This is a genomic window from Streptomyces sp. TG1A-60 (genome assembly GCF_037201975.1).
Lineage (GTDB): Bacteria > Actinomycetota > Actinomycetes > Streptomycetales > Streptomycetaceae > Streptomyces.
In genome coordinates this window covers 1,981,452-2,007,538 of sequence record NZ_CP147520.1, presented here as the reverse complement: position 1 = coordinate 2,007,538, position 26,087 = coordinate 1,981,452, and the positions used below count along the sequence as shown (strand labels likewise).

Annotated in this window: 19 protein-coding genes, 2 pseudogenes and 1 riboswitch; of the genes and pseudogenes, 13 read left to right on the top strand and 8 right to left on the bottom strand. The window is 70.9% G+C overall.

The window, feature by feature from the left end:
* Positions 1-86 precede the first annotated feature (86 nt).
* A complete protein-coding gene (locus WBG99_RS08160; RefSeq protein WP_338895690.1) occupies positions 87-1,259 on the top strand; it encodes a citrate synthase/methylcitrate synthase in 1,173 nt (390 codons plus the stop codon).
* Positions 1,260-1,468: 209 nt separating this feature from the next.
* Here the strand turns inward: WBG99_RS08160 and WBG99_RS08155 are convergent, their stop codons facing one another.
* Together WBG99_RS08155 and WBG99_RS08150 are read right to left on the bottom strand one after the other, a co-directional pair.
* Positions 1,469-1,705 carry a hypothetical protein gene (locus WBG99_RS08155; protein ID WP_338895689.1) on the bottom strand — a complete coding sequence of 79 codons (237 nt, stop codon included), beginning with the start codon at positions 1,703-1,705 and terminating at the stop codon, positions 1,469-1,471.
* Positions 1,706-1,967: 262 nt separating this feature from the next.
* Positions 1,968-2,483 carry a DUF6082 family protein gene (locus tag WBG99_RS08150; RefSeq protein WP_338895688.1) on the bottom strand — a complete coding sequence of 172 codons (516 nt, stop codon included), beginning with the start codon at positions 2,481-2,483 and terminating at the stop codon, positions 1,968-1,970.
* Between the two features lie 384 nt (positions 2,484-2,867).
* Here WBG99_RS08150 and WBG99_RS08145 point away from each other — a divergent pair, with 384 nt between their 5' ends.
* Positions 2,868-3,983, top strand: coding sequence for a GTP-binding protein (locus WBG99_RS08145; RefSeq protein ID WP_338900261.1), 1,116 nt, complete (start codon positions 2,868-2,870; stop codon positions 3,981-3,983).
* A gap of 54 nt (positions 3,984-4,037) precedes the next feature.
* Here WBG99_RS08145 and WBG99_RS08140 read toward each other — a convergent pair whose 3' ends face one another.
* Entirely contained in the window at positions 4,038-6,491 is a 2,454-nt protein-coding gene (locus WBG99_RS08140; RefSeq protein WP_338895687.1) for a DNA topoisomerase IV subunit A, read from the bottom strand.
* A gap of 378 nt (positions 6,492-6,869) precedes the next feature.
* On the opposite strand from WBG99_RS08140, the gene WBG99_RS08135 reads away from it, so the two are divergent.
* The 4 genes and pseudogenes from WBG99_RS08135 to WBG99_RS08120 all read left to right on the top strand — a co-directional run bounded on the left by WBG99_RS08135 (position 6,870) and on the right by WBG99_RS08120 (position 11,699).
* Positions 6,870-8,246: a pitrilysin family protein gene (locus WBG99_RS08135; protein WP_338895686.1), complete on the top strand. Its 1,377-nt coding sequence runs from the start codon at positions 6,870-6,872 to the stop codon at positions 8,244-8,246.
* Complete coding sequence (locus tag WBG99_RS08130) at positions 8,243-9,631, top strand: pitrilysin family protein (RefSeq protein WP_338895685.1); 1,389 nt, start codon at positions 8,243-8,245, stop codon at positions 9,629-9,631. Before WBG99_RS08135 ends, WBG99_RS08130 begins: the two co-directional genes overlap by 4 nt.
* 203 nt (positions 9,632-9,834) lie before the next feature.
* Positions 9,835-10,009: riboswitch (cyclic di-AMP (ydaO/yuaA leader) on the top strand.
* A 12-nt stretch (positions 10,010-10,021) separates the two neighbouring features.
* Positions 10,022-10,806, top strand: a pseudogene (locus WBG99_RS08125) (M23 family metallopeptidase).
* A 188-nt stretch (positions 10,807-10,994) separates the two neighbouring features.
* Positions 10,995-11,699, top strand: coding sequence for a GntR family transcriptional regulator (locus tag WBG99_RS08120; protein WP_338895684.1), 705 nt, complete (start codon positions 10,995-10,997; stop codon positions 11,697-11,699).
* A gap of 157 nt (positions 11,700-11,856) precedes the next feature.
* On the opposite strand, the gene WBG99_RS08115 is transcribed toward WBG99_RS08120, so the two are convergent.
* Complete coding sequence (locus WBG99_RS08115) at positions 11,857-12,138, bottom strand: HPr family phosphocarrier protein (protein WP_338895683.1); 282 nt, start codon at positions 12,136-12,138, stop codon at positions 11,857-11,859.
* 191 nt (positions 12,139-12,329) lie between these two features.
* On the opposite strand from WBG99_RS08115, the gene WBG99_RS08110 reads away from it, so the two are divergent.
* The 4 genes from WBG99_RS08110 to WBG99_RS08095 all read left to right on the top strand — a co-directional run bounded on the left by WBG99_RS08110 (position 12,330) and on the right by WBG99_RS08095 (position 17,798).
* The gene (locus WBG99_RS08110; protein WP_338895682.1) at positions 12,330-15,185 is read left to right on the top strand and encodes a GNAT family N-acetyltransferase; all 2,856 of its coding nucleotides are present in this window, start codon (positions 12,330-12,332) and stop codon (positions 15,183-15,185) included.
* 141 nt (positions 15,186-15,326) lie between these two features.
* Positions 15,327-15,914, top strand: coding sequence for a DUF5998 family protein (locus tag WBG99_RS08105; RefSeq protein WP_338895681.1), 588 nt, complete (start codon positions 15,327-15,329; stop codon positions 15,912-15,914).
* Positions 15,914-17,101 carry a nucleotide pyrophosphatase/phosphodiesterase family protein gene (locus WBG99_RS08100; RefSeq protein ID WP_338895680.1) on the top strand — a complete coding sequence of 396 codons (1,188 nt, stop codon included), beginning with the start codon at positions 15,914-15,916 and terminating at the stop codon, positions 17,099-17,101. Before WBG99_RS08105 ends, WBG99_RS08100 begins: the two co-directional genes overlap by 1 nt.
* A gap of 49 nt (positions 17,102-17,150) precedes the next feature.
* Positions 17,151-17,798, top strand: coding sequence for a thymidine kinase (locus WBG99_RS08095; protein WP_338895679.1), 648 nt, complete (start codon positions 17,151-17,153; stop codon positions 17,796-17,798).
* A gap of 61 nt (positions 17,799-17,859) precedes the next feature.
* Here the strand turns inward: WBG99_RS08095 and WBG99_RS08090 are convergent, their stop codons facing one another.
* Entirely contained in the window at positions 17,860-18,654 is a 795-nt protein-coding gene (locus tag WBG99_RS08090) for a VOC family protein (protein WP_338895678.1), read from the bottom strand.
* Positions 18,655-18,967: 313 nt separating this feature from the next.
* On the opposite strand from WBG99_RS08090, the pseudogene WBG99_RS08085 reads away from it, so the two are divergent.
* Positions 18,968-19,794: pseudogene (locus WBG99_RS08085) on the top strand (sulfurtransferase).
* 196 nt (positions 19,795-19,990) lie between these two features.
* On the opposite strand, the gene sepH reads toward WBG99_RS08085, so the two are convergent.
* The 3 genes from sepH to WBG99_RS08070 form a co-directional block, all read right to left on the bottom strand.
* On the bottom strand, positions 19,991-21,019 hold the full coding sequence (gene sepH / locus WBG99_RS08080; RefSeq protein WP_338895677.1) for a septation protein SepH: 1,029 nt from the start codon (positions 21,017-21,019) through the stop codon (positions 19,991-19,993).
* A 402-nt stretch (positions 21,020-21,421) separates the two neighbouring features.
* A complete protein-coding gene (locus tag WBG99_RS08075) occupies positions 21,422-22,750 on the bottom strand; it encodes a D-arabinono-1,4-lactone oxidase (protein ID WP_338895676.1) in 1,329 nt (442 codons plus the stop codon).
* Positions 22,710-23,951 (bottom strand): MFS transporter, encoded by a 1,242-nt coding sequence (locus WBG99_RS08070; RefSeq protein WP_338895675.1) that lies wholly within the window; start codon positions 23,949-23,951, stop codon positions 22,710-22,712. The genes WBG99_RS08075 and WBG99_RS08070 overlap by 41 nt, the downstream gene beginning before the upstream one ends.
* Positions 23,952-24,101: 150 nt before the next feature.
* Between WBG99_RS08070 and WBG99_RS08065 the strand changes: the two genes are divergently transcribed.
* Positions 24,102-25,229 (top strand): ferrochelatase, encoded by a 1,128-nt coding sequence (locus tag WBG99_RS08065; RefSeq protein WP_338895674.1) that lies wholly within the window; start codon positions 24,102-24,104, stop codon positions 25,227-25,229.
* Positions 25,226-26,056: an inositol monophosphatase family protein gene (locus WBG99_RS08060; protein WP_338895673.1), complete on the top strand. Its 831-nt coding sequence runs from the start codon at positions 25,226-25,228 to the stop codon at positions 26,054-26,056. The genes WBG99_RS08065 and WBG99_RS08060 overlap by 4 nt, the downstream gene beginning before the upstream one ends.
* Positions 26,057-26,087: the final 31 nt, after the last annotated feature.

The following is a 26,087-nucleotide window of genomic DNA, read 5'->3' as shown; positions in this document are numbered from 1 at the left end:
TATCCGTGCAGATATTACATTGATTCAATCAATATTGACAGGAATGAGTCAATCATGGACAGTCGAATCAAGTCCAAGGAGGAGACATGCCGATCGACCGTGCCGCGACCGCCCCCGTCGACGTGCCGCGAGGACTCGCGGGCGTCGTCGTCACCGACACCTCATTGGGTGACGTCAGAGGGCAGGAGGGCTTCTACCACTACCGCCAGTACTCGGCCGTCGAACTCGCGCAGACCCGTGACTTCGAGGACGTCTGGCACCTGATGGTCCACGGCGAACTGCCGGACGCGACGCAGCGGGCCGCGTTCGCCGCCCGGGTCCGCCTCCTGCGTCGGCTGCCCGACGACGTAAGAGCAGCGCTGCCCGCGATCGCGACGGCGAGCGCCCACTCCGGACCGCTGTCCGGCCTCCGCACCGCCCTGTCGCTGTTCGGCGCCTCCAGGGGATTCCGGCCGGTGTACGACCTCGACGCGGACCGGCGCCGCGCGGACGCGCTGGCCGTGTCGGCTGCCGTGCCCACCCTGCTCACGGCCTTGTACCGGCTGGGACGGGGACAGGATCCGATCGAGCCGCGAGACGACCTTCCGTACGCCGCGAACTACCTCTACATGTTGACCGGTTCGGCACCGGATCCACTGCGGGCACGGGCGATCGAGCAATACCTGATCTCCACCATTGACCATGGATTCAACGCGTCAACCTTCACGGCGCGAGTGATCACGTCGACGGGCGCGGACGTGGCGGCGTGCCTCGTGGGTGCCGTGGGTGCGCTCTCCGGTCCTCTCCACGGCGGTGCCCCGAGCCGCGCCCTGGACACCCTCGACGCCATCGGGACCCCCGAACGCATCGACTCCTGGATCCGCGAACGCGTCCTCTCCGGCGACCGGATCATGGGCTTCGGCCACCCCGTCTACCGCACGGAGGATCCTCGTTCCCGCATGCTCCGCGGCATCGCGGAGCAGTTCGGGGGCCCGCGGGTCGCCTTCGCGGTGGAGGTGGAACGCAAGGTCGAGTCGATTCTCGCCGAACTGAAGCCCGGCCGCGCGCTGCACACGAACATCGAGTTCTACGCCGGCGTCGTCATGGAGCTCTGCGGTTTGCCCCGCGAGATGTTCACCCCCACCTTCGCGGCGGCCCGTACCGTCGGCTGGAGCGCCAACATCCTCGAACAGGCGGAGGACTCGAAGATCATTCGCCCGGCGGCACGGTACGTGGGGCCGGGAGCGCCGGTGGCGGTTCCGGTGGTCAGAGTCGGCTGAACAGGGGCCGTGACCTGTAGACGAGCGCTGGACTGTCCTCTCGGGCCGTGGATGGAGGCGTGCCGCGGTGGAGCTCCGCCAGCACGGTTTCGAACAGGAGGAAGGCGTTTGTCACGGGCGCTGATCGACCGCCACGTGTCAAGCACCTGTGCCGTCGGCGTGGGAACGGTCCGGGGCATGGGGATGTCCCGGACCGTCACACGGCGGCGTCAGACGTCGGGGATGTCCGCCTTGGCGCGGATGAGGGTTTCGCGGCTGATGACGACGATGCGTTCGTAGTCGGCGCGCGCTGCGTCGGGCGGCAGTTCGCTGTCGAGAGAGGTGGTGGCTTCCGTGCCGATGACGGCGAAGTTTCCGTCACTGAGTTCGAAGATGTCGGGGCAGGTCTGGCCCGTGGCGCTGCCGCGCTCCTTGGGCGAGGCGCCGACTCGACGCACGATCTTCAAGTCCGGTTCCTAGGGCAATCGAGAGGGATGGGCCCACACGTGAGCGGAGCGCTGCGCGGGCTGATGGCCCATCTTGCGTCCGATCGATTCAATGAGCGGGCCCACGGATGCTCATGAAAGGGCTGCTGCCTCGGGTGGGGATCTGCAGCCCTACGCCGCACATGCAATGACCTGAGCAGGATGTTCCTCCTGGGCAGGATGCGGGCAGAGTATCGGTCTTGCCGTCCGAACGTCTCGCCGAACCAAGGGACTTGAGTGTGAATCACTCGTCCGGCGGTTGCCCTATGACCCACCATTCGTCACCGTCGTCGTGCTCCTCGACCAGTTTGTTCATTTCCTCCACCAGACGGTTCATCATCTCGCCGAGCGCCGCTTCGTCGGATGTGTCCGGCAGGCTCTCCCGGTGATGACGGGTGGCGGCCCAGTAGTCCCGGAAGATCGTGTTGCGGGACATCACCCGCAGGTGTCCGTACAGCTCCGGCAGACTGAGCGCCCCGATGCGGTGAAAGTACAGGGCGTTGACGTAGAGAGCGTTGGCGAAGAGGTACTGACGCTGTCGCTCCGGTGGGGTGTCGCTCTCATAGGTATCGAGCACGGCGGCCAGCGCGGGGTCGGCCATGGCCCTGCACAGCAGGTCGAAGTGCAGTCGGTGTTGCTCGGCGAGTGCGGCGCGCTTGCGCTGTCGGGAGCTTCGCTTCGCCAGGGCGTGCGCGGTCGACGCAAGCCTCTGCCGGGCGGCGGAGCCCCACCTCCCTGTCCCAATGTTCTGTGTGATCATGTCAACCCCCGGTTCAGGCAGCCGTCCGCCGGTCGTCGGAAGTGGGGCGACAGGTGGGGACCGGCGAGCGGTGGGCGGCGCTTGCCGCCTCCAGTGTGTCCGAGCGGCACTGGTCGGCTGGGAGGCGGAGAGGAGGCGCACAGAGGGATGTGCGGGTCGCGCGAATCGGCGCCATGCCCAACGTGTGCCCCGCGGGCGCCGCTGACAATCGTTCACTCCCCGGGGCGTTCGGGACCACTCGTATCCTGGGGCGGCATGCAAGGGACGCACGAGAGCTGCGGCGTTCCGGCGAGAGCCGGTCCATGAGCCGTCCTCGTGCGGTGGCCGGTCGCGAGCCGGCGCACGCAACGGTGGGAGAGAGGACGCGTGTTGAGCCAGTCGTCGATTCAGAGTCCGAGTCCGAGTCCGCAGGGGGCGCGGCAGATCCCGGTCGTCGTCCTCGCCGGGTTTCTCGGTTCGGGTAAGACCACCCTGCTCAATCACCTCCTCCACCGCAGCGGTGGCAGCCGTATCGGTGCTGTCGTCAATGACTTCGGAGCCATCGAGATCGACGTGATGGCGGTGGCCGGGGCACTCGGGGACTCCACCGTGTCGTTGGGCAACGGGTGTCTGTGCTGTGCCGTCGACGTCAGTGAGCTGGATGTCTGTCTGGGGCGGCTTGCCGAGCCCGCCGCCGGGATCGATGTCATCGTCATTGAGGCCAGTGGTCTCGCGGAACCGCGGGAACTCGTGCGGATGGTGCTCGCCAGTGAGAATCCCCGGGTGGTGTACGGCGGGCTCGTCGAAGTCGTCGACGCGGCCGAGTTCCTCGAGACCCGGCAGCGCCATCCCGAGACGGACCGGCATCTCGCCATCGCCGACCTCGTCGTCGTCAACAAGCTCGACCGGGCCGAGGACGGGGAGCGCGTCCTGTCGCTCGTCCGCTCGCTCAGTGACCGTGCGGCCGTGGTGCCCGCCACCTACGGGCGGGTCGATCCCGAGTTCCTCTTCGACTGCCGGCCCTCAGAGGAGCGCATCGGCCAGCTCTCCTTCGACGACCTGCATCGGCACACCCATGGCGAGGACGGGGACGACCACGTCGGGCATCTGCACTCCGGCTACGACAGCGTCGCCTTCGTCTCCGGCGTTCCGTTGCATCCCCGCCGGCTCATGGACTTCCTCGACAGCAGGCCCGATGGGCTCTACCGCATCAAGGGGTACGTCGACTTCGGGCCGTACGACCTCCGGAACCGTTACGCCGTGCATGCCGTCGGGCGTTTCTTGCGGTTCTATCCCGAGCCCTGGACGGGCGGTGACGAGAACGGTGACGAGAGCCGTCTCAGTCAGCTCGTGCTCATCGGATCGGGGATCGACGGCACGGCCCTGAGCAAGGAGCTGGAGGCCTGCAAGGACGACGCCCCACACGCCGACGAACACAGCATGTGGGGCGTCCTGCGCTACGTACAGGAGGCGGAGGCCGAGGAGCCCGACGTACCCGAGGGCCCGTACGACGGTCTCTGACCGCGCCGCCAACGGCCGCTCGCTACGCCCGCCCGCGAAGGGCCCGGCCCCCGCTCACACCGGCCCCGCCACCGACGACACCGTCTTGCCCAGGGACACGCCCGAGCCGTCGCGGCGCGGGTCCATCTCGGGGAGGTCGGCCGGGGTGCCGTTCTTCTGGGCGGCGCGGGCCGGGGCGGGGCCCGCCCAGGCGATGGACAGGCAGTCCTCGCCCCTGAGGAACCGCTGGCAGCGGACGCCGCCCGTGGCGCGGCCCTTGCGGGGGTACTGGTCGAACGGGGTGAGCTTGGCGGTGGTCTGGACGGAGTCGTCGAGCGTGCCCCGGGAGCCCGCCACCGTGAAGACGACGGCGTCCGCGGCCGGGTCGACGGCCGTGAAGGAGATGACCTTGGCGCCCTCGGTGAGCTTGATGCCGGTCATACCGCCGGCCGGACGGCCCTGCGGGCGGACCTGGGAGGCCTGGTAGCGCAGCAGCTGCGCGTCGTCCGTGATGAAGACCAGATCCTCCTCGCCGGTGCGCAGCTCGACGGCGCCGACGATCCGGTCGCCCTCCTTGAGGGTGATGACCTCCAGCTCCTCCTTGTTGGAGGGGTAGTCGGCGACCACGCGCTTGACGACGCCCTGCTCGGTGCCGATGGCCAGGCCGGGCGACGACTCGTCGAGCGTCGTCAGACAGATGGCCGTCTCGCCGTCCTGGAGGGAGAGGAACTCCGCGAGCGGGGCGCCGCCCGAGAGGCCGGGCGCCGCCGCCGTCTCCGGCAGCTGCGGCAGATCGACCACGCTCAGGCGCAGCAGACGGCCCGTGGAGGTCACCACGCCGACCTCGCCCCGGGCCGTCGCGGGGACGGCGGAGACGATGACGTCGTGCTTGGCGCGCTTGCCGTCCCCGCCCGCGAAGGACTCGCCGCCCGCCGTACGGGCCAGCAGACCCGTCGACGACAGAAGCACCCGGCACGGGTCGTCCGCCACCTGGAGCGGGACCGTCGCCACCGAGGCGCCCGAGGACTCCAGCAGCACCGTACGGCGCTCGGTGCCGAACTTCTTCGCCACCGAGGCCAGTTCGGAGGAGACGAGCTTGCGCAGCTCCGCGTCCGAATCCAGGATGCGGGTCAGCTCCGCGATCTCGGCGTTGAGCCTGTCCCTCTCGGACTCCAGCTCGATGCGGTCGAACTTGGTGAGGCGGCGCAGCGGGGTGTCGAGGATGTACTGCGTCTGGATGTCCGACAGGGAGAAACGCTCCATCAGGCGCTCCTTGGCCTGCGCGGAGTTCTCGCTGGAGCGGATCAGGCGGATGACCTCGTCGATGTCGACCAGGGCCGTGAGCAGGCCCTCGACCAGGTGCAGACGGTCACGCTTCTTGCCCCGGCGGAACTCCGAGCGGCGGCGGACGACGTTGAAGCGGTGGTCGAGGTAGACCTCCAGGAGCTCCTTGAGGCCCAGAGTGAGGGGCTGGCCGTCGACCAGGGCCACGTTGTTGATGCCGAAGGACTCCTCCATCGGCGTCAGCTTGTAGAGCTGCTCGAGAACGGCCTCAGGCACGAAGCCGTTCTTGATCTCGATGACGAGACGCAGGCCGTGCTGGCGGTCGGTGAGGTCCTTGACGTCGGCGATGCCCTGCAGCTTCTTCGAGCCGACCAGGTCCTTGATCTTGGCGATCACCTTCTCCGGGCCGACGGTGAAGGGCAGTTCGGTGACGACGAGGCCCTTGCGGCGGGCCGTCACGTTCTCCACGGCCACCGTGGCGCGGATCTTGAAGGTGCCGCGGCCCGTCTCGTACGCGTCCCTGACCCCGGAGAGACCGACGATCCGGCCGCCGGTGGGCAGGTCGGGGCCCGGCACGTGCTTCATCAGCGTGTCCAGGTCGGCGTTCGGGTGCCTGATGAGGTGGCGGGCGGCGGTGATGACCTCGCTCAGGTTGTGCGGCGGCATGTTGGTGGCCATGCCGACGGCGATGCCCGACGCGCCGTTCACCAGCAGGTTCGGGAATGCGGCGGGCAGCGCCACCGGCTCCTGCTCCTGGCCGTCGTAGTTGGGCGCGAAGTCGACCGTGTTCTCCTCGATCGACTCCGTCATCAGGCTCGTCGCGTCGGCCATCCGGCACTCGGTGTACCGCATGGCGGCCGGCGGGTCGTCGTTGCCCAGCGAGCCGAAGTTGCCGTGGCCGTCGACCAGGGGGAGCCGCATGGAGAAGGGCTGGGCGAGGCGCACCAGGGCGTCGTAGATCGAGGAGTCGCCGTGCGGGTGCAACTTACCCATGACCTCGCCGACGACGCGGGCGCACTTCACATAGCCGCGGTCGGGGCGCAGGCCCATCTCGTTCATCTGGTAGACGATCCGGCGGTGCACCGGCTTCAGGCCGTCCCGGGCGTCCGGCAGGGCTCGGGAGTAGATGACCGAGTACGCGTACTCCAGGAAGGAGCCCTGCATCTCGTCGACGACGTCGATGTCGAGGATCCGCTCCTCGTACGCGTCGTCGGGCGGCGGGGTCTTCGTGCTGCGGCGGGCCATCGCTGCCGGCTCCTCTTTTTCTGGTCGCTCACCTACGGGGCGCTCACGTCCGCGGCGCGCTCGCGCCGAGACGGGAACAGGGTCTGATGCGGACCATTGTGGACTGCCGCACTGACAACGCGGACACGACCCGGCGTCGACCGCACGCCCCGGCCTTCGGGGCCGTCGCGTCAACCGTGTGCGCCGACCTTAACCAACCCTTCGCGCCCCGCAACCTCCGGTCTCGCTCTCGGCGTACGCGACGCGGGAACTTCTCCGGGGGCCCGCGCGCTTGCATACAGTGGCAGGACCGGCAGGAAAACGGCGGTCCCACGACGATTCCACGACGGACTCGGCGACGGATTCCGCGACCACAGCACAGCGATCGAAGGGACGTACATGCCCATGGGTCACACGGCCACAGCCGAGGCAGGCTCCGGAGGCCTGACAGTGAAGGAGCACCGCCTGGACAACGGCCTGCGCGTGGTGCTCTCCGAGGACCACCTGACCCCGGTCGCCGCGGTGTGCCTCTGGTACGACGTCGGCTCGCGCCACGAGGTCGAGGGCCGCACAGGTCTCGCCCACCTCTTCGAGCACCTGATGTTCCAGGGCTCCGGGCAGGTACAGGGCAACGGGCACTTCGAGCTGGTCCAGGGCGCGGGCGGTTCGCTGAACGGCACGACCAGCTGGGAGCGCACCAACTACTTCGAGACCATGCCCACCCACCAGCTGGAGCTCGCGCTCTGGCTGGAGGCCGACCGCATGGGCAGCCTGCTGGTCGCGCTCGACCAGAAGAACCTGGACAACCAGCGGGACGTCGTCAAGAACGAGCGTCGGCAGCGCTACGACAACGTGCCGTACGGCACCGCCTTCGAGCGGATCTTCCGCCTGGCCTACCCGGAGGGCCACCCCTACCGCCACACGCCGATCGGCTCGATGGACGACCTGGAGGCGGCGAGCCTGGAGGACGCCCGCCAGTTCTTCCGGACGTACTACGCGCCCAACAACGCCGTCCTGTCGATCGTCGGCGACATCGACCCGGACCAGACGCTCGCCTGGGTCGAGAAGTACTTCGGCTCCATCCCCTCCTACGACGGCAAACCCGAACCGCGGAGCGGCGCGCTGCCCGACGTCGTGGGCGAGCAACTGCGCGAGGTCGTCGAGGAGAACGTGCCCGCGCGCGCGTTGATGGCCGCCTACCGCCTGCCGGAGGACGGCACGCGCGGGTGCGACGCGGCCGACCTGGCGCTCACGATCCTCGGCGGCGGCGAGTCCTCCCGCCTGTACAACCGGCTCGTACGCCGTGACCGTACGGCCGTGGCGGCAGGGTTCGGTCTGCTGCGGCTGGCCGGCGCGCCCTCCATGGCGTGGCTGGACGTGAAGACCTCGGGCGATGTCGAGGTACCCGTCATCGAGGCCGCCGTCGACGAGGAGCTCGCCCGGTTCGCCGCGGAGGGCCCCACGGCGGAGGAGATGGAGCGTGCCCAGGCCCAGTTGGAGCGCGAGTGGCTGGACCGGCTGGGCACGGTCGCGGGCCGCGCCGACGAACTGTGCCGGTTCGCGGTCCTGTTCGGCGACCCGAAGCTCGCCCTCACCGCCGTCGACCGCGTGTTGGAGGTGACGGCCGAAGAGGTCCAGGAGGTCGCCAAGGCGCGCCTGCGGCCCGACAACCGCGCGGTGCTCGTCTACGAGCCCGTCGCCGGCGACGAGGAAGAGGAGGCCGCCGCGGCGCAGGCCGCCGAAACCACCGACGAGAACGAGGAGTCGGAGAAGTGACCGATCTCGCGACCATGGACTTCCACCCGCAGCCCCAGGCCGGCGAGGCCAGGCCCTGGGCCTTCCCGGCGCCCGAGCGCGGCACCCTGGACAACGGCATGACCGTGCTGCGCTGCCACCGTCCCGGCCAGCAGGTCGTCGCCGTCGAGGTGCTCCTCGACGCGCCTCTGGACGCCGAGCCGGCCGGCCTCGACGGCGTCGCCACCATCATGACCAGGGCGTTCTCCGAGGGCACCGACAAGCACTCCGCCGAGGAGTTCGCCGCCGAGCTGGAGCGTTGCGGCGCCACCCTGGACTCGCACGCGGACCACCCCGGTGTACGCCTGTCCCTGGAAGTGCCCGTGTCCCGGTTGGCGAAGGCGCTCGGCCTGCTCGCCGACGCCCTGCGGGCACCCGCGTTCGCCGACAGCGAGATCGAGCGGCTGGTGGCAAACCGGCTCGACGAGATCCCGCACGAGACGGCCAACCCGGGCCGCCGGGCGGCGAAGGAGCTGTCCAAGCAGCTGTTTCCGGCCGACTCGCGCATGTCGCGCCCCCGCCAGGGCACCGAGGAGACCGTCGAGGGCATCGACTCCGCGGCCGTACGCGCCTTCTACGAGAGGCACGTGCGCCCCGCGACGGCCACCGCCGTGGTCGTCGGCGACCTCACCGGTGTCGACCTCGACGCGGTGCTCGGCGACACCCTGGGCGCCTGGACCAGCTCCCCGGCCAAGCCGCGCCCGGTGCCGTCGGTGACCGCCGACGACACCGGGCGGGTGATCATCGTGGACCGTCCCGGCTCCGTCCAGACCCAGTTGCTCATCGGCCGAGTGGGCGCCGACCGGCACGACCGCGTGTGGCCGGCCCAGGTGCTCGGCACCTACTGCCTCGGCGGCACCCTCACCTCCCGTCTGGACCGGGTCCTGCGCGAGGAGAAGGGCTACACCTACGGCGTGCGCGCGTTCGGCCAGGTGCTGCGCTCGGCGCCCGACGGCTCGGGCACCGCGATGCTAGCCGTCAGCGGCTCGGTCGACACGCCGAACACCGGGCCGGCGCTCGACGACCTGTGGACGGTGCTGCGCACCCTCGCCGCCGAGGGTCTGACCGACGCCGAGCGCGACGTCGCCGTACAGAACCTCGTCGGGGTCGCCCCCCTCAAGTTCGAGACCGCCGCGGCCGTGGCGAGCACACTGGCCGACCAGGTCGAGCAGTACCTGCCGGACGACTACCAGTCGACGCTCTACCGGCAACTCGCCGCCACCGGCACGGTGGAGGCCACCGTGGCCGCCGTGAGCGCCTTCCCGGTGGACCGTCTGGTGACCGTCCTCGTCGGCGACGCCGCCGCGATCGAGGAGCCGGTCAGGGCCCTCGGTATCGGCGAAGTCACCGTCGTACCGGCGGAGTAGAGGCAGGACGGAAGGCGGCGTACAGAAGGGGCCCCGGTGACTGAGGAGTCACCGGGGCCCCTGTTTGTCCATATTGATGGCAGAGGTTGCACGTCTGCCCTGTGGCGTGCGCTACAAAACCCGTGATTCGTTTGTTATTTCGAGGACGGCCCGCTTAGCGTCAGTCCGGCTGTTCGTCAGCAGTCCGCCGCAGCCGCGGCACCGGACAGTCATCGCCGAGTCCCCGTATGGCGCGAGCCAGGGGAGCCGGGGACCCACCGCAGTCCCTGGGGTGAATCGGACGCCCTTCGCGAAGCGCCGCGACACGAGGGGTTTCCGTAGGAGACCTTCCTGCTCCGAACCCGTCAGCTAACCCGGTAGGCGAGAGGGAAGGAAAGGACCAGCCACTTCATGGCGTTCACCCGCGCCCCCGGGAAGCACCGCCGACCCGGCCGCGTGAAGCGCGCGACCACGAGGAACGTGGGCGTCGCCGCTCTCACCGGCACCGGTGTCATCGGAACCCTCGCCGCTCCCGCGCTCGCCGCGGAGCCGGCTCCCGAGCAGACCGGACTGAACCAGATCATCACCCTCGGGGACACGGTCGCCGAGCAGGTCGACGCCCAAGCCGTCGCCCAGCAGCAGGCCGCCGAGGTGGCCGCCGTCAAGAAGAAGGCACAGGAGGCGGCCAGGAAGGCCGCCGCCGAGAAGGCCGAACAGGAACGTGCCGCCGCCGAGGAGCGCGAGGAGATCAAGGCGCGTGCCGCCCGCGCCGCCGAGCGTGAGCGCCTCAACTCCTACGTCGCCCCGATCAGCGGCTCGTACGTCTCCACCGGCTACAAGGCCGGCGGCGCCGTCTGGTCCTCCGGTAGCCACACCGGCGTCGACTTCCACGCCGCGGCCGGCACCGCCGTCCAGGCGGTGGGCTCCGGCACCGTCGTCGAGGCGGGCTGGGGGGCTCGTACGGCAACAACATCATCATCAGGATGAACGACGGCACGTACACCCAGTACGGCCACCTGTCGTCCATCGCCGTCTCCGTCGGCCAGACGGTCACCCCGGGCCAGCAGATAGGCCTTTCCGGGGCGACCGGCAACGTCACCGGCGCGCATCTGCACTTCGAGGCGCGGACGACGGCCGAGTACGGCTCGGACATCGATCCCCTCGCGTACCTGCGCTCGCACGGCGTGAACGTCTGACGCGCTCACAGTGCTTCGCGGGAGGCCCCGGCTCGCCGAGCCGGGGCTTTCCTCGTTGTGGCGTACCCGATGTCCAAAAAATATCCATGGATTCCGGCCTGCCATCGGAAATTCCGGCTCGCTGCAATAGAGTCGCTGGAACACGCGTCAATCATCGACGTTTCACGGGGCTTAAGGCGGAGGTCGGTATGCGTATTCCGGCGCATTCGGTATGCACGGCGATCCGTGATGACATCGTCGCGGGTGTCTACGAGCGCGGCAGCCGCCTCACCGAGGAACTGCTCGCACGCCGGTACGGCGTCAGCCGCGTCCCCGTGCGCGAGGCGCTGCGCACGCTGGAGGCCGAGGGCTTCGTGGTGACCCGCCGACACGCGGGCGCGTGCGTCGCCGAGCCGACCGAGCAGGAGGCCGCCGATCTGCTGGAGATGCGCATGCTGCTGGAGCCGCTGGGCGCCGCCCGGGCCGCCCAGCGCCGTACGGAGGCGCACCTCAAGGTGTTGCGTGGCCTGGTCAGGCTGGGCCAGGAGCGGGCTCGGCGGGGCAGCAGCGAGGATCTGCGCTCCTTGGGCGGCTGGTTTCACGAGACGCTCGCACAGGCGTCCGGCAGCCCCGCGCTGACCTCGACACTCGCCCAGCTGCGGCACAAGATCGCCTGGATGTACGCGGTGGAGGCGCCGGCCGACCCCGTGGAGTCCTGGGCGGAGCATGGCGGCATCGTGGACGCGGTCGCGCGCGGCGACGGCGAGCGGGCCCGCACGATCACATCCCTGCACACCGAGCGCGCCACCGCCGCGCACCGGCTGCGATTTCCGGGCGGGCCCGGCGGGACGGAGCGCCCGGGTCGTGTGAGGACTTCGCAACACCACGTAAACATGCCGAGCCTGCGGCATTAACACGGGCGCCGTATACAAAGAGAGAAGAATTCTGTGGGGCATTATTCATGCTGCCCGCAGGCGGAAATGCGAAGGGCCCGCCCGATAAATCGGACGAGCCCTTCGGTGTGTACGCGGGTGGCCTTCCAGGCCTTTTCCGCTTTCTCTACCGGACCACTCAGACCGTCTCGGGGAGTTCTTCGAGTCCCTCGGCCACGAGCTTCGCCAGCCGGTCCAGCGCGGCGTCCGCCCCCTCGGCGTCGGAGGTGAGCACGATCTCCTCGCCGCCCTGGGCGCCCAGGCCCAGGACCGCCAGCATGGAGGCCGCGTTGACGGGGTTCCCGTCGGTCTTGGCGATCGTCACGGGGATGCCGGAGGCCGTGGCGGCCCGGACGAAGATGGATGCGGGGCGGGCGTGGAGGCCCTCGGCCCAGCCGACGTTGACGCGGCGCTCAGCCATGTGATGCTGCCCTTCAGATGTCTCGGGTACCTCAGAGAGGTCTAGACCTCTTTGTCCAGACCAGTTTCCCACAGGGTGAAGCGCGCCGGACCGGGCCCACGGCCTGACCACGAACCGGCTGCCGTCCTCCCGTTTGTGCTTGCCCAGACTGCCTCGCGCCACTGTCGTACGCGAGCCGTACGCTGGGGCCCATGCAGACCTCGTCGGACCGGCACGAGTACCCCGCCCACTGGGAGGCCGACGTGGTGCTGCGCGACGGCGGCACCGCACGCATCAGGCCCATCACCGTTGATGACGCCGAGCGTCTCGTCAGCTTCTACGAGCAGGTCTCGGACGAGTCGAAGTACTACCGCTTCTTCGCGCCGTACCCTCGCCTGTCCGCCAAGGACGTCCACCGCTTCACGCACCACGACTTTGTGGACCGGGTGGGGCTCGCCGCCACCGTCGGCGGCGAGTTCATCGCCACCGTACGCTACGACCGCATCGACGCCGAGGGAATGCCCGCGTCGGCCCCTGCCGACGAGGCCGAGGTCGCCTTCCTCGTCCAGGACGCCCATCAGGGCCGCGGCGTCGCCTCCGCCCTCCTTGAACACATCGCCGCCGTCGCCCGCGAACGCGACATCAGGCGCTTCGCCGCCGAGGTGCTGCCGGCCAACAGCAAGATGATCAAGGTGTTCACGGACGCCGGGTACCAGCAGAAGCGCAGCTTCGAGGACGGCGTCGTCCGCCTGGAGTTCGACCTGGAGCCCACCGACCGCTCCCTCGCCGTCCAGCGCGCGCGGGAGCAGCGCGCCGAGGCCAGGTCCGTCCAGCGGCTTCTCGCCCCCGGCTCGGTCGCCGTCATCGGCGCCGGGCGCACACCGGGCGGAGTGGGCCGCAGCGTCCTCGCCAACCTCCTGGACGCGGGGTTCACCGGTCGGCTGTACGCGGTGAACAACGCCTTCGGGGAGGACGAGACGGAACTCGCCGGCGTGCCCGCCCACCGGTCCGTCACCGACATCGAGGGGCCCGTCGACCTCGCGGTCGTCGCCGTCCCGGCCGCGTACGTCCCCGAGGTCGTCGCCGAGTGCGGTGAGCACGGCGTGCAGGGGCTCGTGGTCGTCTCCGCCGGGTACGCCGAGAGCGGCCCCGACGGGCGGGAGCGCCAGCGCGAACTGGTGCGCCAGGCCCGTACGTACGGCATGCGCATCATCGGACCGAACGCCTTCGGGATCATCAACACCGCCCCCGGCGTACGGCTCAACGCCTCGCTCGCCCCCGAGACGCCGCGCCCCGGACGCATCGGCCTCTTCGCCCAGTCCGGCGCCGTCGGGATCGCGCTCCTGTCCCGGCTGCACCGGCGCGGAGGAGGGGTCACCGGCGTCACCGGCGTCTCCACCTTCGTGTCGTCCGGCAACCGCGCGGACGTGTCCGGGAACGACGTCCTGCAGTACTGGTACGAGGACCCCGACACCGACGTGGTCCTGATGTACCTGGAGTCCATCGGCAACCCGCGCAAGTTCACCCGCCTCGCCCGGCGCACGGCGGCGGTCAAGCCGCTCGTGGTGGTGCGGGGGGCGCGTCATGGCTCCGCGCCCCAGGGGCATGCCGTACGCGCCACCAGGTTGCCCCACACCACCGTGTCCGCGCTGCTGCGGCAGGCGGGGGTGATCCGGGTCGACACGATCACGGAGCTGGTCGACGCGGGTCTGCTGCTGGCCCGCCAGCCGCTTCCGGCGGGGCCGCGCGTGGCGATCCTGGGGAACTCGGAGTCCTTGGGGTTGCTCACGTACGACGCGTGCCTCTCCGAGGGCTTGCGTCCGCTGCCCCCGCTGGACCTGACGACAGGGGCCTCGGCGCAGGACTTCTACGCGGCGTTGTCACGGGCGTTGGCCGACGAGTCGTGCGACGCGGTGGTGGTGACGGCGATACCGGCCCTGGGGGAGGAGTCACCCGGTGACGCGGCCCTGGCCGAGGCGCTGCGGTCCGCGACCGCCGCGAATCCGTCGAAGACGGTGCTCGTCGTGCACGTCGAGCTGGGCGGGCTCGCGGAGGCGTTGTCGGCCGCGGCCAGTACCGCGCCCCGGGCGGGCGACAAGGCGCCCGGGGCCGCAGGCGGTGCCCACCCGTTCCGCCCCGCCGGACGACCGCCCGCCGAGGGGACGACAGAGCCGGCGACGGTGCCTCCTGCCGACGCGGCCGACTCCCGCCTCATCCCCGCCTACCCCGCCGCCGAGCGCGCCGTCCGCGCGCTCTCCGAAGCCGTGAACTACGCCCGGTGGCGGCGGGAGGCGGCCGACCCCGGGCGGGTCCCGGAGTACGAGGACATCGACGAGAAAGGGGCGGCCGAGCAGATCGACGCGCTGCAGGCGCGCGGGGAGCGGCTCACGCTCGGGTCGGAGGAGACGGGCGCGCTGCTCGCGCGGTACGGCATCCGCCTGCGGGAGGCGCGGCCCGCGCCCACGCCCGACGAGGCCGTGGCCGCCGCGCGGGCCGTCGGCTATCCGGTGGCGCTCAAGACGACCGCCCCGCACCTGCGGCACCGGGCCGATCTGGGCGGCGTACGGCTCGATCTGGCGGACGAGGAGCAACTACGGCGGGCGTACACGGAGTTGACGGAGCTGTTCGGGACGCCGGAGGAGCTGCGTCCCGTGGTGCAGGGCATGGCCCCACGCGGGGTCGACACGATCGTACGGACGGTCGTCGACCCGGCGGCCGGAGCAGTGCTCTCGTTCGGGCTCGCCGGGCCGGCGTCGCAGCTGCTCGGGGACATGGCGCACCGCCTGATTCCGGCCACCGAGCGGGACGTGTCCTCGCTGGTCCGATCGATCCGGACGGCACCGCTCCTCTTCGGCTGGCGAGGCTCGGCCCCCGTCGACACGGCGGCGCTGGAGGAACTGCTGCTGCGGGTGTCCCGCCTGGTCGACGACCACCCCGAGGTCGTCGCGGTCTGTCTGGAGCCCGTCGTCGTGGCCCAGCGCGGCCTGAGTGTCCTCGGCGCCACCGTACGGCTCGCGCGCCCGCCCGCCCGTGACGACCTCGGCCCGCGGACCCTTCCGGTGTACTGAGGCCGGCGCGTCCGGCGCGCTCAAGGCGGCGCGCGGCCCCCGTCCGGACGGCGCACGGACTCGCGCATCCATCGGCCCACGACAGAACGGAGACCGCAGAGCGGTCCCTCGCAGTCGGTGCGCCACCGTAGGATGGACGTCATGGCCAAGACCAGTACGACGACCCAGGGGCTGCGTGCGGCGATCGAGCGCAGCGGCTACTACCCGGCCCTCGTGGCCGAGGCGGTGGAGGCCGCTGTCGGCGGCGAGGCCGTCAAGTCGTACCTGGTCCATCAGGAGACCACGTTCGACGCGAACGAGGTGCGGCGGCACGTCACGGTGCTCGTCCTCACGGGCAACCGCTTCATCGTGAGCCACACCGACGAGCAGGCCGCGGACACCACCTCGCCGACGCCGTACGCCACGACGTCGACCGAGTCGGTGAAGCTCGGCCGGATCTCGTCGGTCGTGCTCAGCCGGGTCGTCGCCAACCCCGAGTCGTACGCACCGGGCACCCTGCCCCGTGAGGTCGTCCTGACCATCGGCTGGGGCGCCGTCTCCCGCATCGACCTGGAGCCCGCCGCCTGCGGCGACCCCAACTGCGAGGCGGACCACGGGTACACGGGCAGCTCGACGGCGGACGACCTCAGCCTGCGCGTCAGCGAGGCCGGGGACGGGCCGGAGACCGTGCGGCAGGCCCTCGCCTTCGCGCAGTCCCTCTCCGAGGCGACCGCGGACACCGCCCGTTGATGGCGCTGCCCACCTGGGACGACCCGGAGCCCCTCGCCGTCGGCTCCGCACCCGTCCCCGAGTACGGCGCGGGCTCGCTCGCCGACCTCCTGCCCACCCTCGCGGCGGGCATGGAGGTCCCCGGTACGGCCGCCGCGATACCGGAACTGACGGCGGCCGACCGCAACTGCGTGTTCCTGGTCGACGGGCTGGGCTGGGAGCAGCTGAGGGCGCACCCGGACGAGGCGCCCTTCATGACCTCGCTGCTGGCGTCCTCGCGCGGCGGCACCGGCCGTCCCATCACCGCGGGCTACCCCGCCACCACCGCGACATCCCTCGCCTCCGTGGGCACCGGCCTGCCGCCGGGCGCGCACGGACTGCCGGGCTACACCGTGCGCGACCCCGACACGGCGGAGCTGATGAACCAGCTCCGCTGGCAGCCGTGGACGGCGCCGCGTGTGTGGCAGCCGTACCCCACGATCTTCCAGCTCGCCGACGAGGCGGGGGTGCACACCGCGCAGGTCACCTCCCCGGCCTTCCAGAACACCCCCCTCACCCAGATCGCGCTGAGCGGCGGAACCTTCCACGGCCGGCTCTCCGGCGAGGACCGCATGGACGTGGCGGCCGGACAACTGGCCGCAGGAGACCGTTCATTGGTCTACACCTATTACTCCGAGGTGGACGGCGCGGGGCACCGCTTCGGCGTCGACTCGGACGCCTGGCGCGGGCAGCTCATGCATGTGGACCGGCTGGTCCAGCGCCTGGCGGAGCAGCTCCCGCCGCGTACGGCTCTGTACGTCACCGCCGACCACGGCATGATCGACATCCCGTTCGACGAGCGGCACCGCATCGATTTCGACGAGGACTGGGAACTGCGCGCCGGGGTCGCCCTCCTGGGAGGCGAGGGCCGTGCCCGCCATGTGTACGCCGTGCCGGGTGCCGAGTCGGACGTCCTGACCTGCTGGCGCGAGGTGCTCGGCGAGCAGTTCTGGATCGCCTCACGCGACGAGGCGATCGCGGCGGGCTGGTTCGGCCCGAAGGTCGACGAACGGGTGTACGCCCGTATCGGCGACGTGGTCGCTGCCGCGCGCGACGACGTTCTGATCATCGCCTCCGAGCGGGAACCCAAGGAGTCGGCGATGGTCGGCAACCACGGCTCGATGACACCGGTGGAACAGCTCGTCCCGCTCCTCGAAGTGCGCTCCTGAAACCACGCCCGCCCTGTCGCCCTCCTCGCCGAAAGGTGCTCAACTCACCATGTCCGAGCTGGTGTTCTTCTCCGGAACGATGGACTGCGGGAAGTCGACGCTGGCCCTCCAGATAGAGCACAACCGCTCGGCGCGCGGCCTCCAGGGCATGATCTTCACGCGTGACGACCGTGCGGGCGAGGGAAAGCTCTCCTCACGCCTCGGTCTGGTCACGGACGCCGTCGAGGTCGAGGACGGCCAGGACCTGTACGCGTACCTCGTCGACCATCTCTCGCAGGGCCGCCGCGCGGACTACGTGATCGCCGACGAGGCCCAGTTCCTCGCCCCCGAGCAGATCGACCAGCTCGCCCGCGTCGTGGACGACCTGGGAGTCGACGTCTACGCCTTCGGCATCACCGCCGACTTCCGCTCCAAGCTCTTCCCCGGCTCCCAGCGCCTGGTCGAGCTGGCCGACCGCGTCGAGGTCCTCCAGGTCGAGGCCCTCTGCTGGTGCGGCGCCCGCGCCACCCACAACGCCCGCACCATAGGCGGCCACATGGTCGTCGAGGGCGCCCAGGTCGTCGTCGGCGACGTCAACCAACCGGACGACATCGGCTATGAGGTCCTCTGCCGCCGCCACCACCGCCGCCGTCTGACAGCCGCCACAGCCCACGCCGGCGCCCTCTCCCCGGACGTACTGCCGGTCGAGGCGGTCTGAGCGGACTGCCGGGCCCGGGGCCACCCAAGACCACCTGCTCGTGCGGCCGACACCCGGCGGCTCAGTGTTCCGTACGGACCACCGCGAACTTCGCGCCCTCCGGGTCGGCGAGGGTGGCTGCCGGGCCGTGGGGGGTGGGGTGAGTGGGTTCGAGGATGTGGCCGCCCAGTTCGATGGCACGGTTCGCGGCCTCCTCGGGGTCGGTGACCTCGAAGTAGGTGAGCCAGTGGGGTCCTCGGTCGCGATGGAGGGCGGTGCCGATGCCGTGGATGCCGGCGACGGGGCGCCCCTCGATGCTGAGGGTGACGTAGTCGAGGTCGGCGGTGACGACCGGCTCCTCCTCGTAGCCGAAGGCGGTCTCGTAGAACTTGGCGACGAGCGAGCTGTCGACGGTGAGGAGTTCGTCCCAGGCCGGGGTGCCGGGGACGCCCGTGATGTCCGCGCCCAGGTGCTCCGCCGCCTGCCAGATGCCGAAGACAGCGCCCGCGGGATCGGAGGCGATCGCCAGGCGCCCCGCCTCGCCGGCGTCCAGCGGGCCGACGCCGACGGTGCCGCCGCAGTGCCGTACGGTCTCCGCCGTCGAGTCCACGTCGTCCGAGGCGAAGTACGGTGTCCAGGCGATGGGGAGATGGCGGTCGGGCGGCAGCTGCCCGATGCCCGCCACCTCATGCCCGTCGAGCAGCCCCCGCACGTACGGGCCGAGCTGTCGGGGGCCGGGCTGGAACTCCCAGCCGAACAGCCCTCCGTAGAATTCCTGGGTCGTGGTCGGCCCGTGCACCATCAGACTCACCCAGCAAGGTGTGCCCGGTGGATACGCCGTACCGTTCCGGCCGGTCGACCCCCGTGCCTCGGTCATCGTCACTCTCTCCTCGGCCCCTCGCGGCGGCCGTGTCCGTCGCCCTCCGTACGCGTGTACCGCGTCCACCCGCGATCACGCCCCGTGCCGATGCTCGCACCAGCCGTAGTGCCACGGGGGCGCGCCGCACCGCCGCGCGACGCGTACGTACGCACGGACGCCGGGCTCCCGTTTCTCCGCGTCGCCACCCGTGCGGTGTCCATCGGCTGCACGCCATGTGCCCGATCCCGTACGCCTCGTGATCGGGTCCGTCCGGCGGGCAGAGTAGCCGGACCTGGACGACGCGGCCACCCCGTACGCGAGGATGGTGGCCATGAACGTCATCATCACCGCATCCGATCTCGCGAGCGAGCTGGCGGGGCGCGCCCCCCGGTCCTCCTGGACGTCCGCTGGCAGTTGGGCGGCCCGAACCTGCGCCCCGAGTACGACAAGGCGCACATCCCAGGGGCCGTGTTCGTCGACCTGGACTCCGAACTCGCCGGCCCGGCAGGCTCCGCCGGCCGCCACCCCCTGCCCGATGTGGAGGCCTTCGGTGCGGCGATGAGGGCTGCCGGCGTCTCCTCCGACCGCGCCGTCGTCGTCTACGACGGCGGGCTCAACTGGGCCGCCGCGCGCGCGTGGTGGCTGCTCCGCTGGGCGGGCCACCCCTCGGTACGGGTCCTGGACGGCGGTCTGGCGGCCTGGGGCGGCCCGCTGACCACGGAGATCCCGGAGCCGGCCCCCGGCACCTTCACCCCTGCCCCCGGAGCGCTGCCGCTGCTCGACGCGGACGGCGCCGCCGCGCTGGCCCGCACGGGGCTGCTCCTGGACGCACGGGCCGCCGAGCGCTACCGCGGCGACGTGGAGCCCGTCGACCCGGTCGGCGGTCACATCCCGGGCGCGGTGTCGGCACCCACCACGGAGAACATGGCCGAATCCGGCCGCTTCCGGTCCTCCGCCGAACTCACCGACCGCTTCGAGGCACTTGGCGCGAGGGCCGACTTGGAGGTCGGCGTCTATTGCGGCTCGGGCGTCTCCGGCGCCCACCAGGTGCTGGCGCTGGCCGTCGCGGACATCCCGGCGGCCCTGTACGTCGGTTCGTGGTCGGAGTGGTCCCGCGACGGCAACCGCCCGGTGGCCACCGGGCCCGACCCCCGGTGACACACGGCCGACGGAATGCCGTGGGGCCCGCGACTGAACGACGCGGGCCCCACACACGTATGAATGACCGACCAGGCCCGGACGGATTCGGCACGGAGGGGTCTTTTGCGGGCGGATTCCTACGGACGAGAGGCGGAAGGGAGGCGAAACGGATCTGCGTGGACGACCGGTCCAACTCCCCACCGTGGTAGGCCCGCTACTCCTGCTTTTTGCGTCGGGTGCCGAACACGATCTCGTCCCAGCTCGGCACCGCCGCACGACGGCCCGGCCGGACGCCGTCGGCCTCGGCCTGGCGGTCGGTGGAGCCGATGAGCCGGTCACGGTGGCCGTTGACCGACCGCGGCATGAGGACGTCCGCGTAGGCGGAGCCGGCCGAGGCGGCGGGCGCCGCGGACTCCTCGTCCGCCACCTCCTCCGCGGATTCCTCCTGCGGTTCGGCGGCGGGCAGTTCGGGCACGACCAGGTCGCCCCGGTAGCTGGGGACGGCCTCCAAAATGCTGGTGAGCGAGTCGCGCTCGCTCGCCGTCTCCTCGTCGGACTCGGCCGTTGCGGGCAGGACGGGACGTTCCGCCTGACGGTCCAGGGGGCGGTCACGGGGCAGTCGCGCGATTCTCGGCACGAACGGGAAACTCGGCTCGGGCGTGCCGAGATCGTCGGACTCGCCGATCAGCGAACGCGCCTCGTCGTCGACGGCCTGGACGAGCCGACGGGGCGGGTCGTACGTCCAGCTCGCCGAGTGCGGTTCACTCGCGACGCAGTACACCAACAGCACTTCCCAGGTGCCGTCGTCGCGGCGCCACGAGTCCCACTGCACGGTGTCCTTCTCGGCGCCGCGCAGCAACAGCCGCTCCTGGACGGCCTCGCCGAGCTGGGGCCCCGCGGCGTTCTCGCCGGGGCGGCGGACCGGCGTCTTGCGGGCCCGCTCGGCCATGAAGGCGCGCTCGGCCAGTACGGGACCCTCGAACCGGCGTACCCGGTCCACGGGGATACCGGCGAGCTGCGCGACCTCCTCGGCCGTGGCACCCGCGCGTATCCGCGCCTGGATGTCACGGGGGCGCAGATGGCTCTCCACCTCGATCTCGATCTGACCGAGGCGGGGGCGGTCGCCGCGCACGGCGGCACGCAGCCGTTCGTCGATCGGAAGCGTGTACTCCGTGGAATCGGCAGCCTTCAGCACCAGCCGTGTGCCGTCATTGGAGACGGCCACGACACGCAGTTCGGGCATGGGGACCTCCCGGGTGGTGCCTGCCGACGTCACGTGCGTCGCTGCTTCCGCTAGTCGAGTGTGGCCTGCCCGGGTGCAGCCTGCCACAACCTTGCCGAGTTGCCCGGCGTGTCGGGCGTGAGCCCGGGGCCGCCGTTATGGCACGGTCACCTATTCGCAACGCTAAGTGACGAACCTCATCACCCTGTGCAACGATCCCCCTCCAGGCGGTCCTCGAAGGCCCCGGACACCCTGGCGGGAGTCCGGGGCCAGGGCTCGCAACAGTACTCCATTCGGGCCACTTGCGTGGATCGGCACGCCGCTCAACTTCTCATGAGGGAAGCCGATCGGACGCCGGAATGGACCTTTTCGTGACCTCGGAGAGGGACCTGCTTCACTCGATCACCGGAACCGCCCGCCCGGCTAGGCCCCGAGGACCCGGCGCAAGTAGTCGTTCTGGAACCGCCGTTCGGGGTCGAGCCGGTCACGCAGCGCGATGAACTCGCCGAAGCGGGGGTAGACCTTGGAGAAGTAGTCCGTGTCGCGCGTGTGCACCTTGCCCCAGTGCGGACGCCCCTCGTGGGCGGTGAAGATCCGCTCGGCGGCGGTGAAGTACGCCTGATAGGGCGTGCCCTTGAACATGTGCACGGCGACGTAGGCGGTCTCGCGGCCCGAGGCGGTGGAGAGGGTGATGTCGTCGGCCGGGGCGGTGCGGACCTCGACGGGGAAGCTGACGCGCAGGCTCGAACGGTCGATCATCGCCTTGAGTTCACGCAGCGTGTCCACCACGGCCTCGCGCGGGACGGCGAACTCCATCTCCACGAAACGCACCCGGCGCGGAGACGTGAAGACCTTGTAGGGGATGTCGGTGTACGTCCGCGCGGACAGGGCGCGGCTGGAGATCTGCGCGATCGTCGGGATGGTGGCGGGCACTGCCTGGCCCACCCAGTTGGCCACCTGGAAGACGCCGTTGGAGAGGAACTCGTCCTCGATCCAGCCGTTCAGCTGTGGTACGGGCCTCTCTGGGCCCGCGCTGCGGTTGTTGCGCTTGGTGTTGGTGTTTCCGGTGTGCGGGAACCAGTAGAACTCGAAGTGCTCGTTCTCGGCGTGGAGTTCGTCGAACTCCGCCAACACCTTCTCGAACGGCATCGGCTCCTCGCGTGCCGTGAGCAGGAAGATCGGCTCCACGGCGAAGGTGATCGCGGTGACGATGCCGAGGGCGCCGATGCCGACGCGGGCGGCGGCGAAGACGGCTCGTTCCTCGTCGGTCCCCGTCGCGGAACAGGTGAGGACCGAGCCGTCGGCGGTGACCAGTTCGAGTCCCTTGATCTGGGCGGCGATCGAAGCCGAGTCGCGGCCGGTGCCGTGTGTGCCGGTGCTGGTCGCGCCGGAGACCGTCTGCTCCATGATGTCGCCCATGTTCGTGAGCGACAGCCCCTCGCGCGCGAGCGCCACATTGAGTCGCTTGAGAGGAGTGCCGGCGGCCACCGTGACGGTCATGGCCTCGCGATCGATCTTGCGTATGCCCGTCAACAGTTGAGGGCGGATCAAGACGCCGTCGGTCGCGGCGGCGGCCGTGAAGGAGTGGCCCGTGCCGACGGCCTTCACCCTGAGGTCGTCCTCGGCGGCCTTCCGTACGGCCGCGGCCAGTTCTTCGACGGTGGCGGGGGTGACCTCCCGTACGGGCCGGGCGGTGACGTTCCCCGCCCAGTTACGCCACGTGCCGCTCTTCCCGATCACTGTGGTGCTCATGGGGCCCTCCCCGCCTTGTAGCCGGCCTGCGTAGCCGGCGGTACCCGAGGAAACCGACCGCGACCGCGACGGCTCCGGACACCGCCGGAACCCCGTACCCCGCCTCCGCCCCGGCCGCGTCGATCACCCAGCCGGACGCCGAGGAACCGAGCGCGACCCCGACCGCGAGCCCGGTGCTCACCCAGGTCATGCCCTCGGTCAGTTGTGCGCGGGGTACGTGCTCTTCGATCAGTGACATCGTCGTGATCATCGTGGGTGCGATGGACAGGCCCGCCACGAAGAGCGCCACGGCCAGAAGCGGCAAGTTCCCGACCAGTAGGAGGGGGATCATACTCACGGCCATGGCACATACGCCCAGCAGCCATCGAAGCTCGGGGGCCCCGGCGAAGCGCAGCAGCCCGAAGACGATGCCCGCCAGGCAGGATCCGGCAGCGTAGAGGGCGAGGACGAAGCTCGCCGCGGCCTTGCTGCCCTGTTCCTCGGCGAAGGCCACGGTGACCACGTCGACGGCTCCGAAGATCGCCCCGGTCGCCACGAAGGTGGCCACCAGGACCTGCAGGCCCGGCGAGCGCAGTGCCGAACGGCCCTTGCCGCGGTGCTCGCGCGGGTGCGGCGCCGGCTCGGTGGCGCGCTGCGCGGTCAGCCAGAAGACACCGGCCGTGAGGAAGCAGGCGGCGAGCAGTGGCCCGGCCTCCGGGAACCATGCCGTGGACAGCCCGATGGAGATGATCGGCCCGAAGATGAAACAGACCTCGTCGACGACCGACTCGAAGGAGTACGCCGTGTGCAGCTGCGGTGTGCCCCGGTACAGGGCCGCCCAGCGCGCCCGGGTCATCGCCCCGATGCTCGGCACACAGCCGATGCCGGCCGAGCAGACGTACAGGACCCAGTCCGGCCAGCCGTAGTGCGCGGCGAACAGCAGCCCCGCGGACGCCGTCAGCGCGCAGAGCGTCGCAGGGCGCAGTACCCGCCGCTGCCCGTACCGGTCCACCAGACGCGAGATCTGAGGTCCGGCCACGGCGGCGGACAGCGCGATGGTCGCCGAGAGAGCGCCGGCCAGGCCGTACCGCCCGGTGAGCTGGGAGACCATCGTGACCACGCCGATGCCCATCATGGACAGCGGCATGCGGCCGAGGAGACCCGCGGCGGTGAAGCCCTTGGTGCCGGGGGCGGCGAACAGGGCGGTGTAGGGGCTGGGCACGGAGGCTCCGGTCGGTCCAGGAAGGGGAGGAATGAATTCCGCGTAAGGCGCGAAGTCGGCCGATACAGCTTACGAGTCAGGTAACCCTAAGTCATCCCAGGGCGTGGGCCGGGATCCCGTCTGTCGGGGCCGGGTGGCAGGATCGGAGTCATGCCACACGCGCACGACGCCACCCCCTACGACGCCCTCCTCCTGCTCTCGTTCGGTGGCCCGGAGGGCCCGGACGACGTGGTCCCGTTCCTGGAGAACGTGACGCGGGGGCGCGGCATCCCCGCGGAACGCCTCAAGGAAGTCGGGCAGCACTACTTCCTGTTCGGCGGGGTCAGCCCCATCAACGACCAGAACCGCGCCCTGCTCGACGCCCTGCGCAAGGACTTCGCCGAGCACGGCCTGGACCTCCCGATCTACTGGGGCAACCGCAACTGGGTGCCCTATCTGACCGACACCCTGCGTGAGATGGCCGCCGACGACCGCCGCCGAGTCCTGGTGCTCGCCACCAGCGCGTACGCCTCGTACTCGGGCTGCCGCCAGTACCGCGAGAACCTCGCCGACTCCCTCGCCGCCCTGGAGGCCGAGGGGCTGGAGCTGCCGAGGATCGACAAGCTCCGGCACTACTTCAACCACCCGGGTTTCCTGGAGCCCATGATCGACGGTGTCGTGGAGTCCCTCGCCGACCTCCCCGAGGGCGTCCGCCACGGCGCGCACATCGCCTTCTGCACCCACTCCATCCCGAACGCCTCGGCGGACACCTCCGGCCCGGTCGAGGCGCACGGGGACGGCGGCGCGTACGTCGCGGAGCACCTGGACGTCTCGAAGCTCATCGCGGACGCCGTGCGCGAGCGGACCGGCGTCGAGCACCCCTGGCAGCTCGTCTACCAGTCCCGCTCGGGCGCCCCGCACATCCCGTGGCTGGAGCCCGACATCTGCGACCACCTGGAGGAGCGCCACGCGGCCGGGGTCCCGGCCGTCGTGATGGCGCCCATCGGGTTCGTCTCGGACCACATGGAGGTCCTGTACGACCTCGACACCGAGGCCATGGCCAAGGGCGGGGCGCTGGGCCTGCCGGTCCGCCGCTCGGCCACCGTGGGCGCCGACCCGCGGTTCGCCGCCGCGATCCGCGACCTGGTCCTGGAGCGCGCCGCGACCGAGCGGGGCCAGGACGTGACCCCCTGCGCGCTCGGCGCGCTCGGCGCGGGCCACCACCTGTGCCCGGTCGGCTGCTGCCCGGCCCGCGCCCCACGGCCCGCCGCAGCGGGCGCCGACAGCCCGTACGCATGAGGAGCACCGTGACCGACCAGTCAGAGCAGCCCGACCGGCTGAAGGCCGAACTGCTGGAGATCGCCCTGGAGGCGGCCCACCGCGCGGGGACCTTCCTGTGCGACGGCCGGCCCGACGATCTCGGCGTGGCCGCCACCAAGTCCAGCGCGGTCGATGTCGTCACCGAGATGGACATCGCCTCCGAGAAGTTGATCACTGGCCTGCTGGCCGAGCGCAGGCCGCACGACGGCGTGCTCGGCGAGGAGGGCGCCAGCGTCGAGGGTACGAGCGGTGTCCAGTGGGTGATCGACCCCATCGACGGCACCGTCAACTACCTGTACGGGCTGCCGAGTTGGGCCGTCTCCATCGCGGCCCGGGTGGACGGTGAGACGGTCGTCGGCGTGGTCCACGCCCCGGTGCGCGGCGAGACCTGCCGGGCGGTCCTCGGTGAGGGCGCGTACGTGAACGACCGCCCCGCGCGCGTGCGCCCCGCGCCCGCCCTGGAGCTGGCCCTCGTCGGCACCGGCTTCGGCTACCGCGCCGAGCGCCGGGCCAGGCAGGCCGACGTACTGCGCGAGCTGATCCCGCAGGTACGCGACATCCGGCGCGGCGGCTCGGCCGCGATCGACCTGTGCGACGTGGCCGTGGGCCGCCTGGACGCGTACTACGAGCGAGGTCTGAACGCCTGGGACTACGCGGCGGGTGACCTCATCGCCCGGGAGGCGGGCGCCCTGACCGGTGGCCGCCCCGCAGAGCCCCTCTCGCCCGACCTGACCATCGCGGCCCCACCCGGCCTCTTCGAGGCCCTCCAGGCCCGCCTGGAGGATCTGGGCGCCTGGCACGACTGACGCAGGCCTCGGCCCCCCGTACGTGGACCGG

Excerpts from the sequence above, each read along its gene's own strand:
- WBG99_RS08160 (WP_338895690.1), top strand. The coding sequence starts at position 87 with ATGCCGATCGACCGTGCCGCGACCGCCCCCGTCGACGTGCCGCGAGGA.
- WBG99_RS08150 (WP_338895688.1), bottom strand. The coding sequence starts at position 2,483 with ATGATCACACAGAACATTGGGACAGGGAGGTGGGGCTCCGCCGCCCGG.
- WBG99_RS08140 (WP_338895687.1), bottom strand. The coding sequence starts at position 6,491 with ATGGCCCGCCGCAGCACGAAGACCCCGCCGCCCGACGACGCGTACGAG.
- WBG99_RS08135 (WP_338895686.1), top strand. The coding sequence starts at position 6,870 with ATGCCCATGGGTCACACGGCCACAGCCGAGGCAGGCTCCGGAGGCCTG.
- WBG99_RS08120 (WP_338895684.1), top strand. The coding sequence starts at position 10,995 with ATGCGTATTCCGGCGCATTCGGTATGCACGGCGATCCGTGATGACATC.
- WBG99_RS08115 (WP_338895683.1), bottom strand. The coding sequence starts at position 12,138 with ATGGCTGAGCGCCGCGTCAACGTCGGCTGGGCCGAGGGCCTCCACGCC.
- WBG99_RS08110 (WP_338895682.1), top strand. The coding sequence starts at position 12,330 with ATGCAGACCTCGTCGGACCGGCACGAGTACCCCGCCCACTGGGAGGCC.
- WBG99_RS08105 (WP_338895681.1), top strand. The coding sequence starts at position 15,327 with ATGGCCAAGACCAGTACGACGACCCAGGGGCTGCGTGCGGCGATCGAG.
- WBG99_RS08100 (WP_338895680.1), top strand. The coding sequence starts at position 15,914 with ATGGCGCTGCCCACCTGGGACGACCCGGAGCCCCTCGCCGTCGGCTCC.
- WBG99_RS08095 (WP_338895679.1), top strand. The coding sequence starts at position 17,151 with ATGTCCGAGCTGGTGTTCTTCTCCGGAACGATGGACTGCGGGAAGTCG.
- WBG99_RS08090 (WP_338895678.1), bottom strand. The coding sequence starts at position 18,654 with ATGACCGAGGCACGGGGGTCGACCGGCCGGAACGGTACGGCGTATCCA.
- sepH (WP_338895677.1), bottom strand. The coding sequence starts at position 21,019 with ATGCCCGAACTGCGTGTCGTGGCCGTCTCCAATGACGGCACACGGCTG.
- WBG99_RS08075 (WP_338895676.1), bottom strand. The coding sequence starts at position 22,750 with ATGAGCACCACAGTGATCGGGAAGAGCGGCACGTGGCGTAACTGGGCG.
- WBG99_RS08065 (WP_338895674.1), top strand. The coding sequence starts at position 24,102 with ATGCCACACGCGCACGACGCCACCCCCTACGACGCCCTCCTCCTGCTC.
- WBG99_RS08060 (WP_338895673.1), top strand. The coding sequence starts at position 25,226 with ATGAGGAGCACCGTGACCGACCAGTCAGAGCAGCCCGACCGGCTGAAG.